16 protein-coding genes are annotated in these 17,699 nt (G+C 55.3%); 11 read left to right on the top strand and 5 right to left on the bottom strand.

What is annotated here, in order from left to right; translation table 11 throughout:
• The first annotated feature begins 35 nt into the window (after positions 1 to 35).
• The 7 genes from A3K90_RS00150 to A3K90_RS00120 all read left to right on the top strand — a co-directional run bounded on the left by A3K90_RS00150 (position 36) and on the right by A3K90_RS00120 (position 5,877).
• Positions 36 to 1,499, top strand: coding sequence for a sensor histidine kinase (locus tag A3K90_RS00150; RefSeq protein WP_303680639.1), 1,464 nt, complete (start codon positions 36 to 38; stop codon positions 1,497 to 1,499).
• A gap of 39 nt (positions 1,500 to 1,538) precedes the next feature.
• Complete coding sequence (locus A3K90_RS00145) at positions 1,539 to 2,249, top strand: response regulator transcription factor (protein ID WP_303680620.1); 711 nt, start codon at positions 1,539 to 1,541, stop codon at positions 2,247 to 2,249.
• A gap of 106 nt (positions 2,250 to 2,355) precedes the next feature.
• Positions 2,356 to 3,045, top strand: a complete 690-nt coding sequence (locus tag A3K90_RS00140; RefSeq protein ID WP_303680619.1) for a fibrobacter succinogenes major paralogous domain-containing protein — start codon at positions 2,356 to 2,358, stop codon at positions 3,043 to 3,045.
• The gene (locus A3K90_RS00135; RefSeq protein WP_303680618.1) at positions 3,042 to 3,683 is read left to right on the top strand and encodes a fibrobacter succinogenes major paralogous domain-containing protein; all 642 of its coding nucleotides are present in this window, start codon (positions 3,042 to 3,044) and stop codon (positions 3,681 to 3,683) included. Before A3K90_RS00140 ends, A3K90_RS00135 begins: the two co-directional genes overlap by 4 nt.
• Before the next feature lie 192 nt (positions 3,684 to 3,875).
• Positions 3,876 to 4,250: a VanZ family protein gene (locus A3K90_RS00130; RefSeq protein ID WP_303680617.1), complete on the top strand. Its 375-nt coding sequence runs from the start codon at positions 3,876 to 3,878 to the stop codon at positions 4,248 to 4,250.
• Positions 4,251 to 4,445: 195 nt separating this feature from the next.
• The gene (locus A3K90_RS00125) at positions 4,446 to 5,228 is read left to right on the top strand and encodes a hypothetical protein (protein ID WP_303680616.1); all 783 of its coding nucleotides are present in this window, start codon (positions 4,446 to 4,448) and stop codon (positions 5,226 to 5,228) included.
• Positions 5,229 to 5,247: 19 nt separating this feature from the next.
• Positions 5,248 to 5,877, top strand: a complete 630-nt coding sequence (locus A3K90_RS00120) for a hypothetical protein (RefSeq protein WP_303680615.1) — start codon at positions 5,248 to 5,250, stop codon at positions 5,875 to 5,877.
• 352 nt (positions 5,878 to 6,229) lie between these two features.
• Here A3K90_RS00120 and miaA read toward each other — a convergent pair whose 3' ends face one another.
• The 5 genes from miaA to A3K90_RS00095 form a co-directional block, all read right to left on the bottom strand.
• Positions 6,230 to 7,153, bottom strand: coding sequence for a tRNA (adenosine(37)-N6)-dimethylallyltransferase MiaA (miaA, locus tag A3K90_RS00115; protein ID WP_303680614.1), 924 nt, complete (start codon positions 7,151 to 7,153; stop codon positions 6,230 to 6,232).
• A 25-nt stretch (positions 7,154 to 7,178) separates the two neighbouring features.
• The gene (locus tag A3K90_RS00110; protein WP_303680613.1) at positions 7,179 to 7,760 is read right to left on the bottom strand and encodes a nucleoside triphosphate pyrophosphatase; all 582 of its coding nucleotides are present in this window, start codon (positions 7,758 to 7,760) and stop codon (positions 7,179 to 7,181) included.
• A 7-nt stretch (positions 7,761 to 7,767) separates the two neighbouring features.
• Positions 7,768 to 9,525, bottom strand: a complete 1,758-nt coding sequence (locus A3K90_RS00105) for a sodium:solute symporter family protein (protein ID WP_303680612.1) — start codon at positions 9,523 to 9,525, stop codon at positions 7,768 to 7,770.
• A gap of 79 nt (positions 9,526 to 9,604) precedes the next feature.
• Positions 9,605 to 10,516, bottom strand: coding sequence for a PfkB family carbohydrate kinase (locus A3K90_RS00100; RefSeq protein ID WP_011357911.1), 912 nt, complete (start codon positions 10,514 to 10,516; stop codon positions 9,605 to 9,607).
• A 73-nt stretch (positions 10,517 to 10,589) separates the two neighbouring features.
• Positions 10,590 to 12,494: an alpha-amylase gene (locus A3K90_RS00095; RefSeq protein WP_303680611.1), complete on the bottom strand. Its 1,905-nt coding sequence runs from the start codon at positions 12,492 to 12,494 to the stop codon at positions 10,590 to 10,592.
• Between the two features lie 101 nt (positions 12,495 to 12,595).
• Here A3K90_RS00095 and truA point away from each other — a divergent pair, with 101 nt between their 5' ends.
• From truA to A3K90_RS00075, 4 genes are all read left to right on the top strand, one after another.
• Complete coding sequence (gene truA / locus A3K90_RS00090) at positions 12,596 to 13,357, top strand: tRNA pseudouridine(38-40) synthase TruA (RefSeq protein ID WP_011357909.1); 762 nt, start codon at positions 12,596 to 12,598, stop codon at positions 13,355 to 13,357.
• Positions 13,358 to 13,458: 101 nt separating this feature from the next.
• The gene (locus tag A3K90_RS00085) at positions 13,459 to 14,964 is read left to right on the top strand and encodes a lytic transglycosylase domain-containing protein (RefSeq protein WP_303680610.1); all 1,506 of its coding nucleotides are present in this window, start codon (positions 13,459 to 13,461) and stop codon (positions 14,962 to 14,964) included.
• Positions 14,965 to 15,137: 173 nt separating this feature from the next.
• A complete protein-coding gene (locus tag A3K90_RS00080) occupies positions 15,138 to 16,328 on the top strand; it encodes an ArsA family ATPase (protein WP_011357907.1) in 1,191 nt (396 codons plus the stop codon).
• An 848-nt stretch (positions 16,329 to 17,176) separates the two neighbouring features.
• Positions 17,177 to 17,410: an integrase gene (locus A3K90_RS00075; protein WP_303680609.1), complete on the top strand. Its 234-nt coding sequence runs from the start codon at positions 17,177 to 17,179 to the stop codon at positions 17,408 to 17,410.
• Positions 17,411 to 17,699 lie beyond the last annotated feature (289 nt).

The following is a 17,699-nucleotide window of genomic DNA, read 5'->3' as shown; positions in this document are numbered from 1 at the left end:
TGGCAGGCATCAACACGATTGCTTTGCAGGGCAGTGTGTATACTTCGACGGCCCTCAGTTCCAGTACTGATCGTTATATTGTATGGCTTTCAGCCTTTTTCGGTGCCACCTTGATCCTGTTTCTGGTCAGCCTGATCCTGTTCTTTTCCAGCAGATCGCGGTATTTTCTGTTTTTTGCACTCTATGTTCTTAGCATCTTCTTGTCGCTCGTGATCATTACCGGCATGGATGCGTTTTTCTTTCCTGATTGGTTAAGGCCCTATAGCGCCCTCATGCTGCGGGCCAGTCTTGGCTTTCTGCTTTTGGCATTCACTCTCTTTATTGCTGAGCTGTTTCAGGAGAAGATGACGGCACTGGTTTGGAGGTACTTCCGCCTCCTGGCTTTCCTGGCCCTCCTGACGCTTGCCGCCAGTCCCTTCGTATTCTTTGGCAGTGTGGCCTCAGTGGTGATGATGATCTTTGTGGGGGTGATTCCTGTGCTTGTATGGTTGAGTTTCAGGATGATGCCGTCGGTGCTCTCAGGTCTTGTGTCTGCTTTCGTGTTGCTTTTGAACATGAGTGGCTACTTTGTCTATTATTTGCATTTGATCGGCATCATCGCAGATTCCATCATTGCAACATATGCCGTGGAGGCATCAATGATGCTGCATGCTTTTTCAATATTGCCTGCCCTTGTGGTCCGCCTCTGGCAATCAGAGCGAAGGCGGGTAGAAGATACGAAGATGACAGCGCTGGAGGCAGAGGCACTTGCCGAAAAGATCAGAAAGGAGCTCTCTATCTGCAACGCCCGGCTGGAAGTATCACTTGCCGCAGAGCGATCGGCTACCCAGCGCATCGAGACCTTTCTGTCTATTGTGTCACATGATTACCGGGCACCTCTTGCCGTCATCAAGGGGAATGTGGATCTTATTTCCCGGGTTGAGCGGGAGGAGGGACGCTCGGAAGATCCCTCTGTAATCAAGATCCAGCGCGCAGTGAAGCGCCTGAATGAGCTGATGGATGTGTCGCTTGCAAAGAGCCGTCTTTTAAGGGATGATGATCCCGGGCATGCAACGGAACTTGAAGTACGGCAACTGGTGCAGGAACAGGTTGCTGCAGTCAGGCTCTTATGGCCCGACCGCACGATAGATATCGAGATGGGCGTAAACCATGATGAACCCTCCCCTGTTGCCGGCCTGTTCGATATCGTACTGTATAATCTTCTTGACAATGCATTGAAATATTCTCCGCAGGATACATCTGTTACGGTCAGCTGTGCTGTTCGTGACCGGGTGGTGGCGCTCTGTGTCAGCAATGTTACCTTGTCCGACTTTCATGAACAGTCCGAGCGCCTTTTCGAACAGTTCATTCGTGGAGGCAATGCCGTTGGCAGCGCGGGAGCCGGTCTTGGCTTATGGGTGGTGCGACAGATCGTTGAACGCCATGGCGGGCAGGTGTTCCTGAAGCGCCTGAAAAACCGGAAAGTCATTGTTGATGTGCTTTTGCCGCTTTCATCGTGAGTTGTCACCGATTTCTTTATAACAAAGGTTGTAGCACCAATGGTACCACTCTTTCCCCTTCCCTCTGACGGATCACGCGGTATTCTGATTGTGGAAGATGATGCTGATCTTGCAGACAGCCTGGCCGCGTATCTCAGGTTCGACGGCTATGTAGTGACGGTCGTCGGATCGGCTTTTGCCTGTTACCGCGCGCTAGGGGTGACAGGTTATGCATTGGCCATTCTTGATCTGTCACTCCCGGATCAGGACGGCCTGGTGCTGGCAAAATACCTGCGCTTCAACACCTCGATGCGCATCATCATCCTGACTGCCCGTACCTCGATTGATGACAGGGCCATGGGGTATGATGCAGGGGCGGACGAGTACTTTGGCAAGCCAGTTGATTTTCAGGAGCTTTCAGCTGCTGTATCGAGGCTGCTGATGTCGAGCGGGGCGGATGATGGGGTAGCTTCTCATGGCTGGACACTCCTAAACTCTACCTGGGAGCTGGTTTCCCCCATGGGGGATCGTTATGTACTCACTTCGAAGGAGTTTTCTCTTGTACAGGCCCTTGCTTTCGGAATCGGCGTGGTGGTACCTCATGAAGAGTTGCTGAGGGCGCTCGGCTATACCAATGACGAATATGGCAGGCGGTCACTTGAAACGATAATGTATCGCTTGCGTAAGAAAATTACCCAGGATGATGGCATCCCCATAAAAACATCGCATGGTAGCGGTTACACATTCACTGCGCCACTTGCTCTGGTGTGAGAAAATGTGAGAATTTATGTGTTTTATTATGGCGTTTTCCTTTCCATGTTAGAAGGGGTGTATCAGGTGTGATACAATTTCTTATGATGGATAAAGGGAGTTCGCATTGCTTGCATTTCTTCATTATACCCCTAAACCTCAAACCCTCAATGAGGTTCTTCTTGCCGAAGCGGGCGCATCGGCTACCCGTTCGGTACGTATCGGGCAGCAGGAGTGGATGGCTGCCAATCTTTCAGTTCCAGTGTTTCGCAATGGCGACCCAATTGCTGTAATAAATGATTTCGATACATGGAGCCAGGCAAGAGAGCCTGCCATGTGTTGTTATTCCGGAGATACGGGATTGTCAGGATTATATGGCTGCCTGTATAACTGGTATGCCGTTACTGATCCGCGGGGGTTGGCCCCGGAAGGGTGGCGTGTTCCAGCCGATCAGGACTGGAATGCCTTGATTGATGCTGTCGGCGGCGACAGGTACGCCGGTATCGTGCTGAAGATGAAGAAGACGCCGTTATGGAAATCGCCTAATTATAACGCGCATGACATGGTCGGGTTCGGAGCGCTTGCCGGCGGTTATCGTGATATGTATGGCGTATATCATTTCCTTCGTTCCTACGGGTATTACTGGTCGTCAACATTTTGTCGCAAAAACTTTGCCTGGTGCAGGAGGTTCGGGTACTCGGAAACGAGCGTTCAGCGCCTTGCCTCAGTGGTTGGTTCTGCCATGTCGGTGCGCTGCGTCAGGGATATTTCGCAGGGGCGACCTCTTGAGTTTCTTGACATCGGAGAAGGCATATGAATGAAAACGCAAAGAATGAACACGAAAATACTGCAGGGCTGAGAAATCCTTCAGCTGAGGATAGGTTCCATTCGGTTCAGATTGGCGGGCAGGAATGGATGGCCGGGAACCTTGATGTCGGCACATTCCTCAACGGTGATTCCATCAATCTGGTGCAGGAGGGTCGTGAGTGGGAGCATTGTGCGCGGAATGCGATTCCGGCCATGTGCCGGTATACGGGTCACGAAGATGACGGTGGTACGGATTTTGGTGCCCTCTATAACTGGTATGCTCTTATTGATCCCCGCGGGCTGGCTCCTCGAAGCTGGCGCCTGCCATCTGATGACGACTGGCAGCAGTTGATTGCATCTTCGGGCGGAGCTGAGTATTGCGGTACGGCTCTCAAGATGGAAGGCAATGATCTCTGGATGAGCCCGAGCGCCAGATCGAGCAATGCCTCGGGATTTTCAGCATTGCCCGCAGGGATGCGCGATATGTACGGTATTGATGCACATCGTAATACCTATGCCTATTTCTGGTCAGCGACCATGGCCTCACAGTATTCAGCGTGGATTTATATGCTGGGATATTTTGATATTGCCATCCACCGGCTTGGCGGCGCTATCGGCAGTGGTTTTTCGGTGCGGTGTGTTCGATAGTTTACTGCTGTTGACATGGCTTCAGTCTGAACGGAGGGTACACACCCTCCGTTCTTTGTTTTCATTGGTTCACCATTTACATTGTATTTTGAATCACTGCTGTCCCGATAACCGGCTCTGTCTGGGTGATGCTGCAGAAAGAAAAATCGAATCGTCATTTCGACACAACGAAAGCCGGTAAGCTGAGGGGCTATGGTTAAGATTGCAGGGCGGGTGGTCACTTTGGGTATGCTGGTCTGTCTTTTCATGGTTGCTCTTGCTCAAAAAGGTGAGGTGCCGCTTGCTGATGGCTTGAATGACAAATGGGCACATCTTCTTGCATTTGCTGTTTTGGCTATAGGGTTTTCGGTATGGTGGCAGATAAAGACATGGTTGATGGTTCTGGGCCTCATTTTCTATGGTGTGGCAATCGAGGTCGCGCAGTTGTATGTTCCGTACCATCACGCAACAGTGCTTGATCTTCTTGCTGATAGTGCCGGCATTGCTGTTGGGGTGATCCTGCTTTTCTTCTGGAGGCGCTACGTCAGCCTGTGCTGGAGTTACAGGGGAACTCGGCCGGGTTCATGAATGCAGCCCTCCCTCATACGGCTGGCTTGCCAGTGTCGACTTTGGGTGAGGGCTCTTGTGATGAGCGCAGTATATGGGGTGTACATTGGCATTCCATAGGGTGTTGCGACCTCCGTATGTATTCTGTATTCTTTTACAAGAGAAGGGTTCTCCCACAGTTAACCTTGTGTTAAACAAATCCTACCCCACCCCCTAATGAAGCGTTTCCGGTATTTCACCAATGCCGCTGTGGCGATACTTGCGGTAATGATTCCATCTGCGGCGGGTGCTGCAGAACTGACTCCGCCATCATATCTTCCGAATTACCATGGAAAATCCGTTACCACCCCGGTGGCATGGGGAGCTTCGGATAATGTCTTGTTCATGGGTATCGGCGGCACAACCCCCGCCCCATACTCTGACAAGACCGATGGCGCTGCTGTTTTCGGGTTTGGAGTTGGTGATCCACAGAAGAATGTCGGCCTGCAGGTCGCATTTGTATCGGTCGATATCAGCGAGTGGAAGGAGTACTCGTTGGGCTTGCATTTATCGCGTGAAATTGGCAAGGCTATGGGAATAGGCATTGGTGTGGAGAGCATCATGCTGACCGATGGGGGTGATGCTACTGAGAGTTATTATGTAGTATATAGCCAGGGCATTCAGTCTGATACCTTCGTAAACCCCAAAACCGGTAAGTCAAAACTCCATTACAGTGTTGGTGTCGGTACGAACAGGTTTGGAGAAAAAAGTCCTATGGACGTTGCTTCCGGGAAGGGGAAGTATGGTACGTACGTGTTTACCAATGTAGCATATGAGGTAGCAGATTCGTTCAATCTGGTTGCCGACTGGAACGGGTTGAATCTGAACGCAGGCATCGCAAAAACAGTGATTTTCTCCGGTATCCCTATTGTGACAACAATCGGTGTGGCGGACTTGACGGAAAATTCAGGTGATGGGCCGCGGATGGTATTTGCTTTGGGCACGGGATATAAGCTTTAAACTTTTTAGGGAGAATGTAATGAGAAGCATTGCTGTATCTGGAGTGATACCTGTGGTCGGATCTCTCTTGTTGTCTGGTTTTGCGGTGGATGCCGGTGCCGTAGGAACTGGTAATGTGTCTGATGTCGCTGCACAGTCAACGGTTTCAGTCGTTGCCTCAACGGTCGCTAGCGTTATAAGCTCCATTCCTCAGATTGTTGTTCCACCTGCACCTGTCGTACCAACTGTTCCAACAGCGCCTGCTGCTCCAGCAGCACCTGCGGCACCAGATGCGCCAGCTGCGCCATCTGCTCCAGATGTTGATAAAAAAACCTTTGTCATCGAAAAGTCTACTTCCAGCGAAGGCGTTTCGGCTGACCCGTCTGCACCGGATGTGGATAAAAAGACGCTCGTCATCGAAAAGTCATCATCTTCTAATAGCACTCCGGATGACGCGTCTGCGCCCGATGTAGACAAAAAGACCCTTGATGTCGATAAAAAGACGCTCGTAAACGAAAAGTCATCTTCTGAACCAGGCCAGCAGTCGGAAAGCCAGTCGGAACAGGGTGACGCAGGCGAGGGGCAGCCGTCAGATAGCCAGACGGAAAAGGGTGATACGGGTGATGGGCAACAGGATTCCGGAGAAAGGAACAGTAAAAAGAAGCGTTGACATCCACCAATGGCGCGCTGAGTATCCCTGCATACGCTCCCGGTTTAACGACCGGGAGCAAAAGCTTAAGGGAGAACTGATCGGCTTACAGAGAGAAAAGAACCGGATGGGCCCCTTAATCCGCCTTAATCCCTTTTGATGTGCATGCATCTCAAGTATCTTGACCGTATCCTACTATGCCTTCGGATACCGACGGCGTAGCTTGTTATGGTTCATGTTCATCAATTGAGCGAGGGAGAAGCTGTCGCAAGATGGGCCGGCGATCGGTTGCGTGTTTGTGTCAGCTAGTGCCTGGCGTCGTTGCGGGAGTGATGCAGGGTTTGGGGGCGGGCAAGCTGATGGGGCACACTTTTTATGCTTCCATGCACTTCTTCAGTGTCTCCGTCGTCACGGGGGTTCGCAGCCATATGCACTGCATTCGGTTGCGCATGAAGGTCAGCTGGCGCTTGGCGTAGTTACGGGTATGCTGCTGGATGAGGGTAATGGCCTCGTCAAGGGTTGTAAGGCCCCTGAAGTGGTCGAAGAGTTCCTGATAGCCGACGGTGAGAAGTGCCGGCAGTGACTTGTTTTCAATTTCGATCCGGTACCGCTTCCAGAGCTGTTCAGCCTCAATGAGGAGCCCTTCCTCCATCATCGATTCCGTGCGCCGGTTGATCTGCCGGTAGAGTTCTTCCCGGGGAATATCTATCGCAAAGGTTTTGAAGTGCAGCGAACTCGGGGGGGACGGCTCTCCGCTCTTTTTTGCCTGCAGTTCCGTTACGGTCCTCCCCGAGATCTCAATGATTTCGAGGCTGCGGAGCAGGCGGTGGGTTTTTGTCGGGTCAAGCGTTTCGGCCTGTTCCGGGTCCAGCTGTTTGAGTCGTTCATACAGGAGTTCGCCTCCGAGGTCCGCCAGTTGCTCGCTGAGCTTCCGGCGGATTTCTGCGTTTTGGGGGGGGAGTTCGGCAAAGGGACTAATGAGCCCCTCCAGGTACAGCGCCGACCCTCCGGCCACAATGACCCGTTTGCCGCGCCTCTTGATCTCCCGGATGCGTGCTGTGGCTTCAAGGGCGAACGCGCCGGCGCTGAAGGGCTCCGTGATTGCTCTTTCGTTGATGAAGTGGTACGCTACCTCCTGGAGCATCTCCCGGGAGGGCTTGGCCGAGCCGATGGTGAGTTCACGGTAGACCTGGCGGGAGTCGGCGGAGAGGATCTCCGCACCGGTTTCAAGGGCGAGCCGGTGGGCGAGGGCCGACTTGCCGGACGCCGTCGGTCCGGTGATGACCGGTACCGTCATGTTTCCAGAGCCTCTTCCCACGGCCTTAAACAACCATTTTCTGAATGGCCGTCCATACCGCTGAGAGCGGCAGGCCGACAACATTGTAGTAGCATCCCTCTATCCCACTGACATAGGAGGCCATCACCGGGTCCTGGATGCCGTAGGCCCCCGCCTTGTCAAAGGGGCTTCCTGTGGCGATGTAGCGCATGATCTCCCTCTTCGGCATTGCGTTGAATGTGACCCGGGTGGTTGCCATGGCGGTATGCTTCCGTTCTCCGTAGAGAAGCGCATACCCCGTGTGGACAGAGTGGGTTCGTCCCTGGAGGCTTTGGAGCATGGCAAGGGCCTCCTCCTCTCCCTGTGGTTTCTGCAGGATCAGCCCGTCGTGTTCGACCACTGTGTCGGCGCTGAGGATGATGGAAGAGCTGGATTCTTCGGGGTAGAGACGCCGCGCCTCCCGAGCTTTTTCTTCCGCTATCCTCCGCACGTTCTCTTCAAGAGAGGCAGCGCATTCGAACTGTTCAGGCGTATCAACCCTTACAGCCGTGAAAGGAATGGCCAAGAGGGCTAAGAGTTCGCGACGCCTCGGCGACTGCGATGCAAGCAGAATGTTCGGTGTCCTCATCCTCCTATCAGTTCAGGGTGTTCCAGCCGCGCCGGTTGAGGTCCATGAAGATGAGTGTTCCGGCAACGGCTCCACCAGCCAGATAAAGTGCTCCTGTCAGCGGTTCACCGAAGATGATGCGGCCGGTGCCGAAGAGTATGGCGTAAACCATGGCAATACCAAGCGCCCAGTCGAAGAAGAGCCGGAGAAATCCGGTGTCTGAGTGGACATCGGGAAGGTTTTTTGCGACAGGCTCCCAGAGGACCCCGCCAACCCTGGTCTTGCGGTAGAAAGCCTCAAGGTGCTTTCGCTCGGTGGGCGCGGTGAGAAAGGTGACGGCCAGAGTGGCAGTGATGGTAAATGCGACGATGATGAAGATCGACGAGGGGAACACGATCTGTGTAAAGAGCGACAGGTATCCGTAAGCGAGGAACGGGGCGAGCATGGAGGTGATTTCACTCCATGCGTTCAGCCTCCACCAGAACCAGCGGAGGATAAGCACGAACCCGGTGCCTGCTCCGCACTGAATGATGAACTCCCATGCACCCGTGATGGTGTGGAGGACAAAGAACGTGATGTAGAGGGCGAAGCCGGCAGTGAGGCCGGTGGTGATTTTTGAGACTGCGACGTAGTGCTTTGGCGAACCGTCGATCGTTATGAAGCGGCGGTAGAAGTCGTTTATAAGGTAGCTGGTTCCCCAGTTGAGGTGGGTGGCAAGGGTCGACATGTAGGCGGCCAGGAATGCTGCGATGAGGAGGCCCTTGAGGCCCGGAGGCAATACGGCCTGCATGACGTAGACGAACCCGTCCTCCTTCTCTGCCGCCGGCAGGTCGGGGAACATCACGAGGCTAGCCAAGCCGACGATGATCCATGGCCACGGCCTCAGGCAGTAGTGGGCCACGGTGAACCATAAGGTGGCCAGCAGTGAATGCTTTTCATCCTTGGCACTCATCATGCGCTGTGCGATGTAGCCTCCGCCTCCGGGCTCGGAGCCGGGGTACCAGGATGCCCACCACTGGACGAAGGCCATAGCTGCAAACGAGGCGAAGGGGAGTGCGAAGGCACCTGTTCCGCCGGAGTCTTTAGCGGTGATGGCAGGGAAAAAGTCGAACATCCACTCCGGAAGCGCTGCCTGCAGCCCGCCTGCATTGACGACTGCCGGCGACTGGACGGCAAGAACCGCCAGGATGATGCAGCCCGCGATGGCGATCACGAACTGCACTGCATCGGTGATGGAGACGCCCCAGAGGCCTGAGAGGCTGGAGTAGAAGGTGGTGAAGAGGACGAGGGCTATGATGGTCAGCTGCGGGTTCAGTTCAGGGATCATGATGCTGATGATCTTGAACATGGCGAGGTTGACCCACCCGATGATGACGGCGTTGATGAAGAGTCCGAAGTAGATGGCCTTGAACCCGCGGAGGAACCGTGCGGCAGGGCCGCTGTATCGCAGTTCGATGAATTCGAGGTCGGTGAGGATTTCAGCGCGGCGCCAGAGTCGGGCGAAGAAGAAGACGGTGAGCATGCCTCCTGAAACGAATGTCCACCAGACCCAGTTGCCGGCAATGCCATGGCGTGCGACAAAGCCTGTTACGGCCAGCGGCGTGTCGGCGGCGAAGGTGGTGGCCACCATGCCGGTCCCGGCGATCCACCAGGGAAGCTTGCGGCCGGACAGAAAGAACTCTCCGACGTTCTCGGAGGCTCTCCGGGAGAACCAGAGTCCGATGAAGAGCGTCAGGAGGAGATAGCCGATGATGAAACTGTAGTCGAGGGCGTTGAGTGCATTCATGGGCTTGGAGGGGATCCGGGGGATTCTCTGCCCCCCGGGTTCATGGGATAATGGCCCTTAGGCCCTTTGAACAGTGGGCTCAGACGTCGATTCTGGAGAGTTCGAGGAAGCTGTCGTACCGGTCTTCGATTTCAAGCATATCAAGCGCTGCAATCTTTTCAGTGCCGAACTTCTCGACGCAGAAGCTGGCCATGGCGCTGCCGTAAAGCACTGCTTTGCGCAGTTCCATGTCGGTCACTTCCCCGCAGCGGGAGAGATGGCCGATGAATCCGCCGGCAAATGTGTCTCCGGCTCCTGTCGGGTCGTAGATGGACTCAAGCGGGAACGCCGGTGCGGCGAAGATGCCTCCGTTGGTGAAGAGGAGTGCGCCGTGCTCGCCTTTCTTGATGATGAGGGTCTTGGGTCCCATCTCGCGGATGATGCGGGCGGACTTGACGAGGTTTGGGTCGCCGCTGAGCAGGCGTGCTTCACTGTCGTTGAGGATGAAGACGTCGACGTGCTTGAGGGTTTCCTTAAGCGCTTCGGGCTTGCCCTCGATCCAGAAGTTCATCGTGTCGAGGATGACCATTTCAGGCTTCTTTATCTGTGTAAGCACCTTCAGCTGCAGTTCGGGGTCGATGTTGCCGAGCACGACGATGCCGGTATCCTGGTACTGGTGGGGGATATGGGGGTCGAAATCCGCGAAGACGTTGAGCTGGGTGTCGAGGGTGTCACGGGTGTTCATGTCATAGTGGTAGCGGCCGGCCCAGCGGAAGGTTTTGCCGTCTTCGATGACCTGGATTCCCTTGGTATCAATGTCCCTGTCGTGCAGAAGCTGGAAGTGTTCTGCCTCGAAATCGGATCCTACCACGCCGACCATCTGGATTTTGTCGGCAAAGTAGCTTGCCGAGAGGGCGATATAGGTGGAGGATCCACCCAGAGTGTTCATGGAACTGCCGAAGGGGGTTTCGATGTCATCGAATGCGAGGGAGCCGACAATGAGTATGGGCATGGTCGAGGGTCGTTTAGTGGTTCGGGTAAAAGTACTCAAGATACGATTTTACGCAGTATGATTCCAAGGTGCCTCAATTTTCATCCGGAAGGAGAAACAGCCTGCACCGGCCGGGCTCCAGGGTGAGTTCGAGCCGGTGGCTTTCCACCCTATACACCTCTCCTGTAAGGAGATCCTCAAGCGCCCCGGACTCTTTTTTGAATTCAATATGGCCTGTTTTTATGCTGCTTGGACAGCTGTTGCCGATAAAGAGCAGCGAGCGGCCTCCGGCCGTCCGCTTCAGTGCAAAGATGGCTTCATCGGAGACGATGGGGATAACGAGGGAGCCCTGCTCTCCGGAGAGTATGATGTCGAGATGGCGGCTTCGCACGTCGAGTACTTTTTTGACGTACCCGTTCAGCGGCTGCAGGCTGTTCGTCCTCTCCCAGTCGAAGCTTGCGGCGCTGAAGAGGGGAAGGGTTTCCGGGGGCCACATGGCGCGGTCTTCATCATTGAAGTTGAGCCCGAGGTTGACCGGACGCCATTCAAGGATCTCCATGCCGGAGTGGATGAAGGGAACGGCAGGAAGGACGGCTGACAGGGTGAAGATGAAGGTCGAGAAGCTTCTTCCTGCCTCCTGTTCACCGTAGCGGAACGGAACTCTGGGGGTGTTGTGGTTTTCTCCGGTCCCGAAAAAGGGTAGGGCCACGCCGGTCTTGTTGAGGAAATTGAGCAGCCCCCTGATATAGATGATGTCGCTGACGACGAAGGGGAACGAGCCGAAGACGGCGTTGAAGCCCTCGTCGCGTATGGCCGGGGTCGGGTCGAAGTTCTCATCCCAGAAGACGAAATCGGGCCTTGTTTTCCGTGCCCGCGTGACGATCTCTTTTTTCAGTGCTGCCGGCAGTGCGTGGCCCATGTCCATCATGGCGCCGTCGATGCCGTACTCACGCTGGAAGCGGGGGATGATGCCCGAGATCTCCTCCCAGAGACCGGTGTTGTGGGTTTCAGGGTTTGTGAGCGCGGCATCGTACATGCGTATGGTGTTGTAGGCGATGTAGTCGAACTCCGGAGGTGTATGCATGCGGAGGTAGGTGACATCGGTCCAGGCGGGCTGCCGGTCGTCCGGCGGCCAGTCGGAAAACGCGCTGGCGATTCTGCATGCTTCACCGTCGGCATCGATTCCCCTATACCCGCCTTCCTTTTGGGGCTCGGCCGTAACGGGGTGGCGGGCGAACTGGTTGCGATAGCTTTCCGAAGGGGCAGGGAGGCCTTCCATCTCGTGGCGGTCGACGAGGCTGTAGATCTCGTTCAGGGTATCCTGCTGAAAGTGCGGCGGGCCGTAGGATTCCGGGGGAACGCTCTCTTTCAGCCAGTAGAACCACTCTGGATGTTCCCCTATCCAGCGGCTGTCGACGGAGGCAGTACGGAAGACGAACTCCAGCACCACGTGCATGCCCTGAAGGTGTGCGGCCTCAATGAATGCCTTGAGGAGGGTTTCGGGCTGGAGTCCGAGAGCTGGCTCAGCCAGCATCGGGTCGAGCCGTAGCGGATCCTGAACGGCGTAGGGGGAACCGAGGGTGCCTTTCCTCTCTTTTTCGCCTATGGTGGTGAGAGGGAGCAGGTAGATGGTATTGGCACCAAGTTTTTTTATATAAGGAAGCATTGCGATCGCCTTCAGGAGCGTGCCGGTCTCCCTGAAGCCGGAAGCGAGGGGCTCCGGGGCTATCCGGCCGTCCCCGTCGTGATCGAAGGCGCAGCCGAAGCGCACAAAGAGGTTGTAGACGACGGCTTCCCGGTGCCAGTCGACGGCTGTGTCCGCTGATGGGGAGGCCAGCAGTTCCCCAAGCTGCTCCAGATGCCAGAGGACCGGATCTACTGCGATTGCTCCGGGTTGTTCATCCACCCACATCCGGGGGACGCGGTAGCTGGATGATTCCGGGGCGGGGGAGAGGGCCCGAAGGGCGCTCTGGACAATCTCTAAATGCTCTCTATGCACGATGGGGGCTGTTGTATATGAATTGAATATCAGTTCTGGTTGAATATCTGTTCCTGTTCAGTGCATTGTTGGCACTGACGGAATGAAATGTAGCAATTCTCATGAGGAATATCAGACTGCGCGTAGAATATGACGGTACTCCGTATGCAGGATGGCAGCGCCAGCCGGGCGGCATCGTGACCGTACAGGGGGAACTGGAGGCGTGCCTCAGCCGTATCCTGCAGGAGAGGGTCAACCTTGCAGCAGCCGGCCGTACCGACCGGGGCGTGCATGCCCTCGGTCAGGTGGTGAATTTTCAGACCGCCTCATCGCTTGAGCTACAGCGTATCGCGCATTCACTCAACTGCCTCCTGCCGGATACCATCAGGGTTGACTGCCCTCAGGAAGTAGACATGGAGTTCCACGCCCGGTTCAGTGCTGCCGAGCGTCAGTACCGTTACTTTCTCATGGAAGAACCCTCGGCCGTTTTCGGACGTTTTGCCGGCTGTTCGTCCAGGCCGCTTGACCTACCCCTCATGCACTCTCTTGCCGTAACCCTCAAGGGCATCCATGACTTCAGCGCTTTTTCGCGTGAGGACCGGGACGGAACGGGCAGCCTGTGCTCGGTCCGCATGGCCGGATGGTACCGCCATCGGGGGTTTCTGGTCTTCCATATTGCGGCCAACCGGTTTCTTCGGAGCATGGTTCGCGGACTGGTGGGCGCGATGATGGACATAGGTGCGGGCCGGCTCGATCCATGCTCCTTCAAGGCGATGCTCGATGCCGATGCCCATGCCCGGAGGGTTCGGCCGGCAGCCGCCTCCGGCCTCTTTCTTTCCCGGGTGGTGTATCCGGATGATTACGGATGCCGGAAGCTGAGATAAGCCGCTTCCGTCGCTTGTAATAATGGGGAACTGTTCATATGTTGATCGGGGGCGTTTCCTTCGTACCCATTAATCTTCCATATACGTTTCCCGTGCCACCTGTGATCATCAGGATCCCTTATGCCCTTCCGGGGCTGTTGCTTCCTTTGCTGCTGCTCCTTCTTGCGCCCATCGGGCGTCCAGCGGCCGCGGCCTCCGCTCCCGATGTGTTCTCGAGCGCCTCGCTCTCGGCGTCGCTCGACAGCCTCATGCAGGCATCATACTTCAGCGACGAGCATTTCGCCGTTCCGTCCGGTACCGAGACGCGTTCAGGATTTCCGCTGCAGTTCGTCCCCCAGTACAGCGATTCGGTCTATGCCGCAAGAATCGAGGCCCTCAACCGTAAAACGCCTTTCAATCTGACCTACAACAACCATGTCAAGGGTTTTATAAGGGTCTATGCGGTTGACAAGCGGATTGCGACGACGAAAATTCTCGGACTCACCCGCATCTATTTCCCGATGTTCGAGGCCGCCCTTGCCCGCCACAATGTGCCGGCGGACATGAAATACCTTGCCATCGTCGAGTCGGCCCTCAATCCCACTGCCGTGTCCCGGGCCGGGGCAAAGGGGCTTTGGCAGTTCATGTACGGAACCGGCAGCCGCTACGGTCTGGAGTCATCATCATTCATCGAGGACCGGTTCAATCCCCGGAAAGCCAGTGATGCAGCTGCACGCCACCTTCGCGACCTCTACAACATATACGGTGACTGGTTCCTTGCTCTCGCCGCATATAATTCCGGACCCGGAAACGTCAACAAGGCCATCCGGAAAGCCCGGGCAGCTTCGGGGTCATCGGGGAACAGGGATTACTGGACCATATGGCGGTATCTGCCCGCTGAAACCCGCGGGTATGTGCCGGCGTTCATCGCTGTCCACTATATCATGAACTACCACAGGGAGCATAATCTCGAGCCTCTCCTGCCGGGTTTCCTGTACCGTGACATCGAGTCCGTCGAGGTACGCCGCCCGGTCTCCTTCGAACGGGTGAGCCTTACGCTCGGCCTTCCGATCGAGGATCTCCGGTTCCTCAACCCGCAGTACAAGATCGGATTCGTCCCGGCAGGGAACACGGCAAAAGGGGAGCTTCGCATCCCGGAGCAGTATGCCCGCGTCTTCTCCGACCGTGAAAACGACCTCTACGATCCCGTCGTGACCGCACTCGATATCCCGGAGGGGATAACTGATACAGCCGAGGTTGTTCCGGATGTTTCCCCCCTGCAACCTTCTCCCCCGGCCCGCATCACGACCCACAGGGTTGCAAAGGGGGAAACTGCGGCCTCCATCGCACGCCGTTATGGAATAAGCATACGGGAACTTGCTGCACTTAACGGCCTTGGCGGCAGGATGCTGATCCAGCGCGGTCAGCGGCTCAGCATCGCCACCACGGACACAGGGAGCCGGAAGAATTCCGGCAGGGATGTGCGCTACCACAGGGTGAGAAGGGGAGAGACCCTTTCGGACATCGCCTCAGAGTACCGGATAAGTGTCCGACGTCTGGCGGAGTGGAACCGGATCTCCAATAAGAAAATCATCCGAACCGGACAGAAACTTCGGGTGTCTCCCTGAATCACTTCCTCCTGTCAGGGAGGTAATAAGTTGCCGAGGTGGTGTTCAGATTAATTGATTAATTTATTATCTTTAGCCTTTTCATGTTTGCATGGCGGCAGACGGCATGTGGTGGACACAGCTTGGGGACACAGCTTTTTCAATAATTCCTTAAATGAGAATCATTAAATCGTATGCGTAATATCATTTTTACCGGAAAGGGCGGCGTTGGTAAAACCTCAGTTGCTGCAGCCACGGCTCTCAGAGCTGCTGACATGGGGTACAAGACCCTCATCATGTCCACCGACCCGGCTCACAGCCTCGGTGACTCACTCGACGTCACGCTCGGACCTTCTCCCGTCAAGGTTGCTGAAAACCTCTGGGGTCAGGAAGTCAGTGTGTTCGGCGACCTCAATCTGAACTGGGACGTCGTCAGGGAGCATTTTGCCCAGCTGATGGAGTCGCGCGGTGTCGAAGGCGTCTACGCCGAAGAAATGGGCGTTCTGCCCGGCATGGAAGAGCTGTTCTCTCTCTCCTACATCAAGCGCTACAATGAAGAGCAGGCCGATTTCGACCTTCTGGTCGTCGACTGCGCGCCGACCGGCGAAACCCTCCGCCTCCTCTCGCTTCCCGAGACATTCGGCTGGTTCATCAAACTCATCCGCAACGTCGAGAAATATATGGTGAAGCCGGTCATCAGGCCGCTCTCCAAAAAGATCAAGAAGATCGACGATTTCGTCGCACCTGAAGAGGTCTACGAAAAGGTCGACAACCTCTTCTCTTCGACCGAAGGCATCATCGACCTGCTTGCCGACGGCAGCAAGTCCACCGTCCGCCTCGTCATGAACCCCGAGAAGATGGTCATCAAGGAGTCCATGCGTGCACTGACCTACCTGAACCTCTACGGCATCACGGTCGACAGCATCACCATCAACCGGATCATGCCGGATCACACAGAGGACCCCTATTTCAAGAAATGGCGTGCCATCCAGCAGCATTACATCGAGCAGATCAAGAGCGCGTTCGCCCCGATTCCGATTGCAGAGGTTCCGCTGTTCGAGGGTGAGGTCGTGGGTCTCGAGATGCTCCGCAAGGTCGGCGAGAAAGTATATGGTGAGACCAACCCGCTTGAGATCCTCTTCAAGGAGAACCCGATCGACATCAAGAAGGTATCTGAGGGTCATTACAAGGTTCGCGTCCGTCTTCCGTTCATGGACCACATGGGTCTTGAGCCGAAGATTCTCAAGCTCGGCGATGACCTTACCATCCGTATCGGCGACTACCAGAAAATCGTTGCCCTGCCGATCTTCCTTGCCGGCATGGAGTCCACCGGTGCCTCGTTCGAGGACAAGTGGCTCAGCATCGATTTCTCCAGGCCGGAATAAGCCCCCATGCATCCCGGGCCTCCGGGGTGCACTTTTCTCTAAAAGCCTGCCGTACTCCGGTGGGCTTTTTTTATTGGGTGCGGCCCAGTACAGGCCCACTCTTGGTGTTGAAACTCATCCTGTGGGTTGAGCTCGGCGAACGACGAGGGGCGCAACGGAGTCTCTTATAAGAGAAGCAACAGTTGACTGGCATTGTCTGCCGTAGACTGTCTGCCGCGCTGTATCGAGTGTAGTGTATTCTTGTGACGGGTGGTATAATGAAGGACTAAAGTAACTCTTATGTCTTTTCCCCATTACCCTGCCGCACGTTTAGTGTCAGCTCCGAGTCTTGGAAACTCTTTATATGGACGACGGTGTAGTTGCATTGCGGTTCCTCTGACCCCCATTTTTCTTCTTTTGCTTCTTTTCGCCTCTCCCGGTATGCTTCATAGTGCGACTGAGACTGAAGTGCTGGGCCGTTCCATCAGGAACGCAGCCCTCACCGGATATCCGGACGGCAGGGAAGCCCCGGCTATCCTGCAGAGCAGCATCAAGCGTGATGTCATCCTCACTGTTCTCTGGCAGGTGTCCCGTTCAGGGCTCAATTTCAAGGCGTCAGGCGCTTATCGGTGGGGTGGCCTGGAATTTGATTTTGCGTCCGGAAAAAGTGTCGTCGGTATTGAATCAGTACAATTGCAGGGTTCAGCCCCATATGGATCAGTCTCAAACACGGGGAGGAGAGGAGCCGGCACTCCATCGGGGAGAGCGTCTTTGGAGGAAAGGCTAACCATGTGACCCTCCCCGATTCGCTGTAAGGACTGCAACCCTAAGGGCGCATATTCGCCGGACGACGGATGAAAAGTTTGTACATGGGCAGGTTTTCGCACTGGAATGAAGGAGTCGTCATGGACTTTTTCGAGAAGTATTTCCGCTGGTATAACACGGAGCACTACCATTCACGCATCGGATATGTGACCCCGGAACAGATGCATCAGGACCTTGCAGCAGGGATTATCGCTGAAAGAAAAAGAGCATGGGGAGAGAAGCAGAAACTTCGTAAAATGTACTGGTCAGCAAATCAAACAACCGGAAGCGGGCTGTAGTTTATTGGAAACCCGTTTCGCGACATCACCCAAAAATCGCGCCGATGAATTCTTTGGTGTAGCAGGTTATGGCGGCGCAGTCCGTTGCCATCGTGACGGTAGCCATGGGCGGGGACTTCGTGCAAAACGCCTGTGTTAGTGCGTCTCTCATCGGTATGGGCGTTGGTTCACATCAAACATGATTCGTTATGGAGAAGACACAACATCTCTCCAGTCTTTCCGGCGGTATCGGCCAATCCCGCCTGACTGGGCTGATTGACAGCATTGCTGAGGGCACTTCTGACCCCAT

It is taken from the genome of Pelodictyon luteolum, assembly GCF_001622165.1.
GTDB classification, from domain to species: Bacteria; Bacteroidota; Chlorobiia; order Chlorobiales; family Chlorobiaceae; genus Chlorobium; species Chlorobium luteolum_B.
Note: the sequence above shows the minus strand (reverse complement) of the source record. Positions and strands in the feature narration are given on the sequence as shown.

Coding starts and splice junctions, on each gene's coding strand:
- A3K90_RS00145 (WP_303680620.1), top strand. CDS start 1,539: ATGGTACCACTCTTTCCCCTTCCCTCTGACGGATCACGCGGTATTCTG.
- A3K90_RS00135 (WP_303680618.1), top strand. CDS start 3,042: ATGAATGAAAACGCAAAGAATGAACACGAAAATACTGCAGGGCTGAGA.
- A3K90_RS00130 (WP_303680617.1), top strand. CDS start 3,876: ATGGTTAAGATTGCAGGGCGGGTGGTCACTTTGGGTATGCTGGTCTGT.
- A3K90_RS00125 (WP_303680616.1), top strand. CDS start 4,446: ATGAAGCGTTTCCGGTATTTCACCAATGCCGCTGTGGCGATACTTGCG.
- A3K90_RS00120 (WP_303680615.1), top strand. CDS start 5,248: ATGAGAAGCATTGCTGTATCTGGAGTGATACCTGTGGTCGGATCTCTC.
- miaA (WP_303680614.1), bottom strand. CDS start 7,153: ATGACGGTACCGGTCATCACCGGACCGACGGCGTCCGGCAAGTCGGCC.
- A3K90_RS00110 (WP_303680613.1), bottom strand. CDS start 7,760: ATGAGGACACCGAACATTCTGCTTGCATCGCAGTCGCCGAGGCGTCGC.
- A3K90_RS00105 (WP_303680612.1), bottom strand. CDS start 9,525: ATGAATGCACTCAACGCCCTCGACTACAGTTTCATCATCGGCTATCTC.
- A3K90_RS00100 (WP_011357911.1), bottom strand. CDS start 10,516: ATGCCCATACTCATTGTCGGCTCCCTCGCATTCGATGACATCGAAACC.
- truA (WP_011357909.1), top strand. CDS start 12,596: ATGAGGAATATCAGACTGCGCGTAGAATATGACGGTACTCCGTATGCA.
- A3K90_RS00080 (WP_011357907.1), top strand. CDS start 15,138: ATGCGTAATATCATTTTTACCGGAAAGGGCGGCGTTGGTAAAACCTCA.
- A3K90_RS00075 (WP_303680609.1), top strand. CDS start 17,177: ATGGGCAGGTTTTCGCACTGGAATGAAGGAGTCGTCATGGACTTTTTC.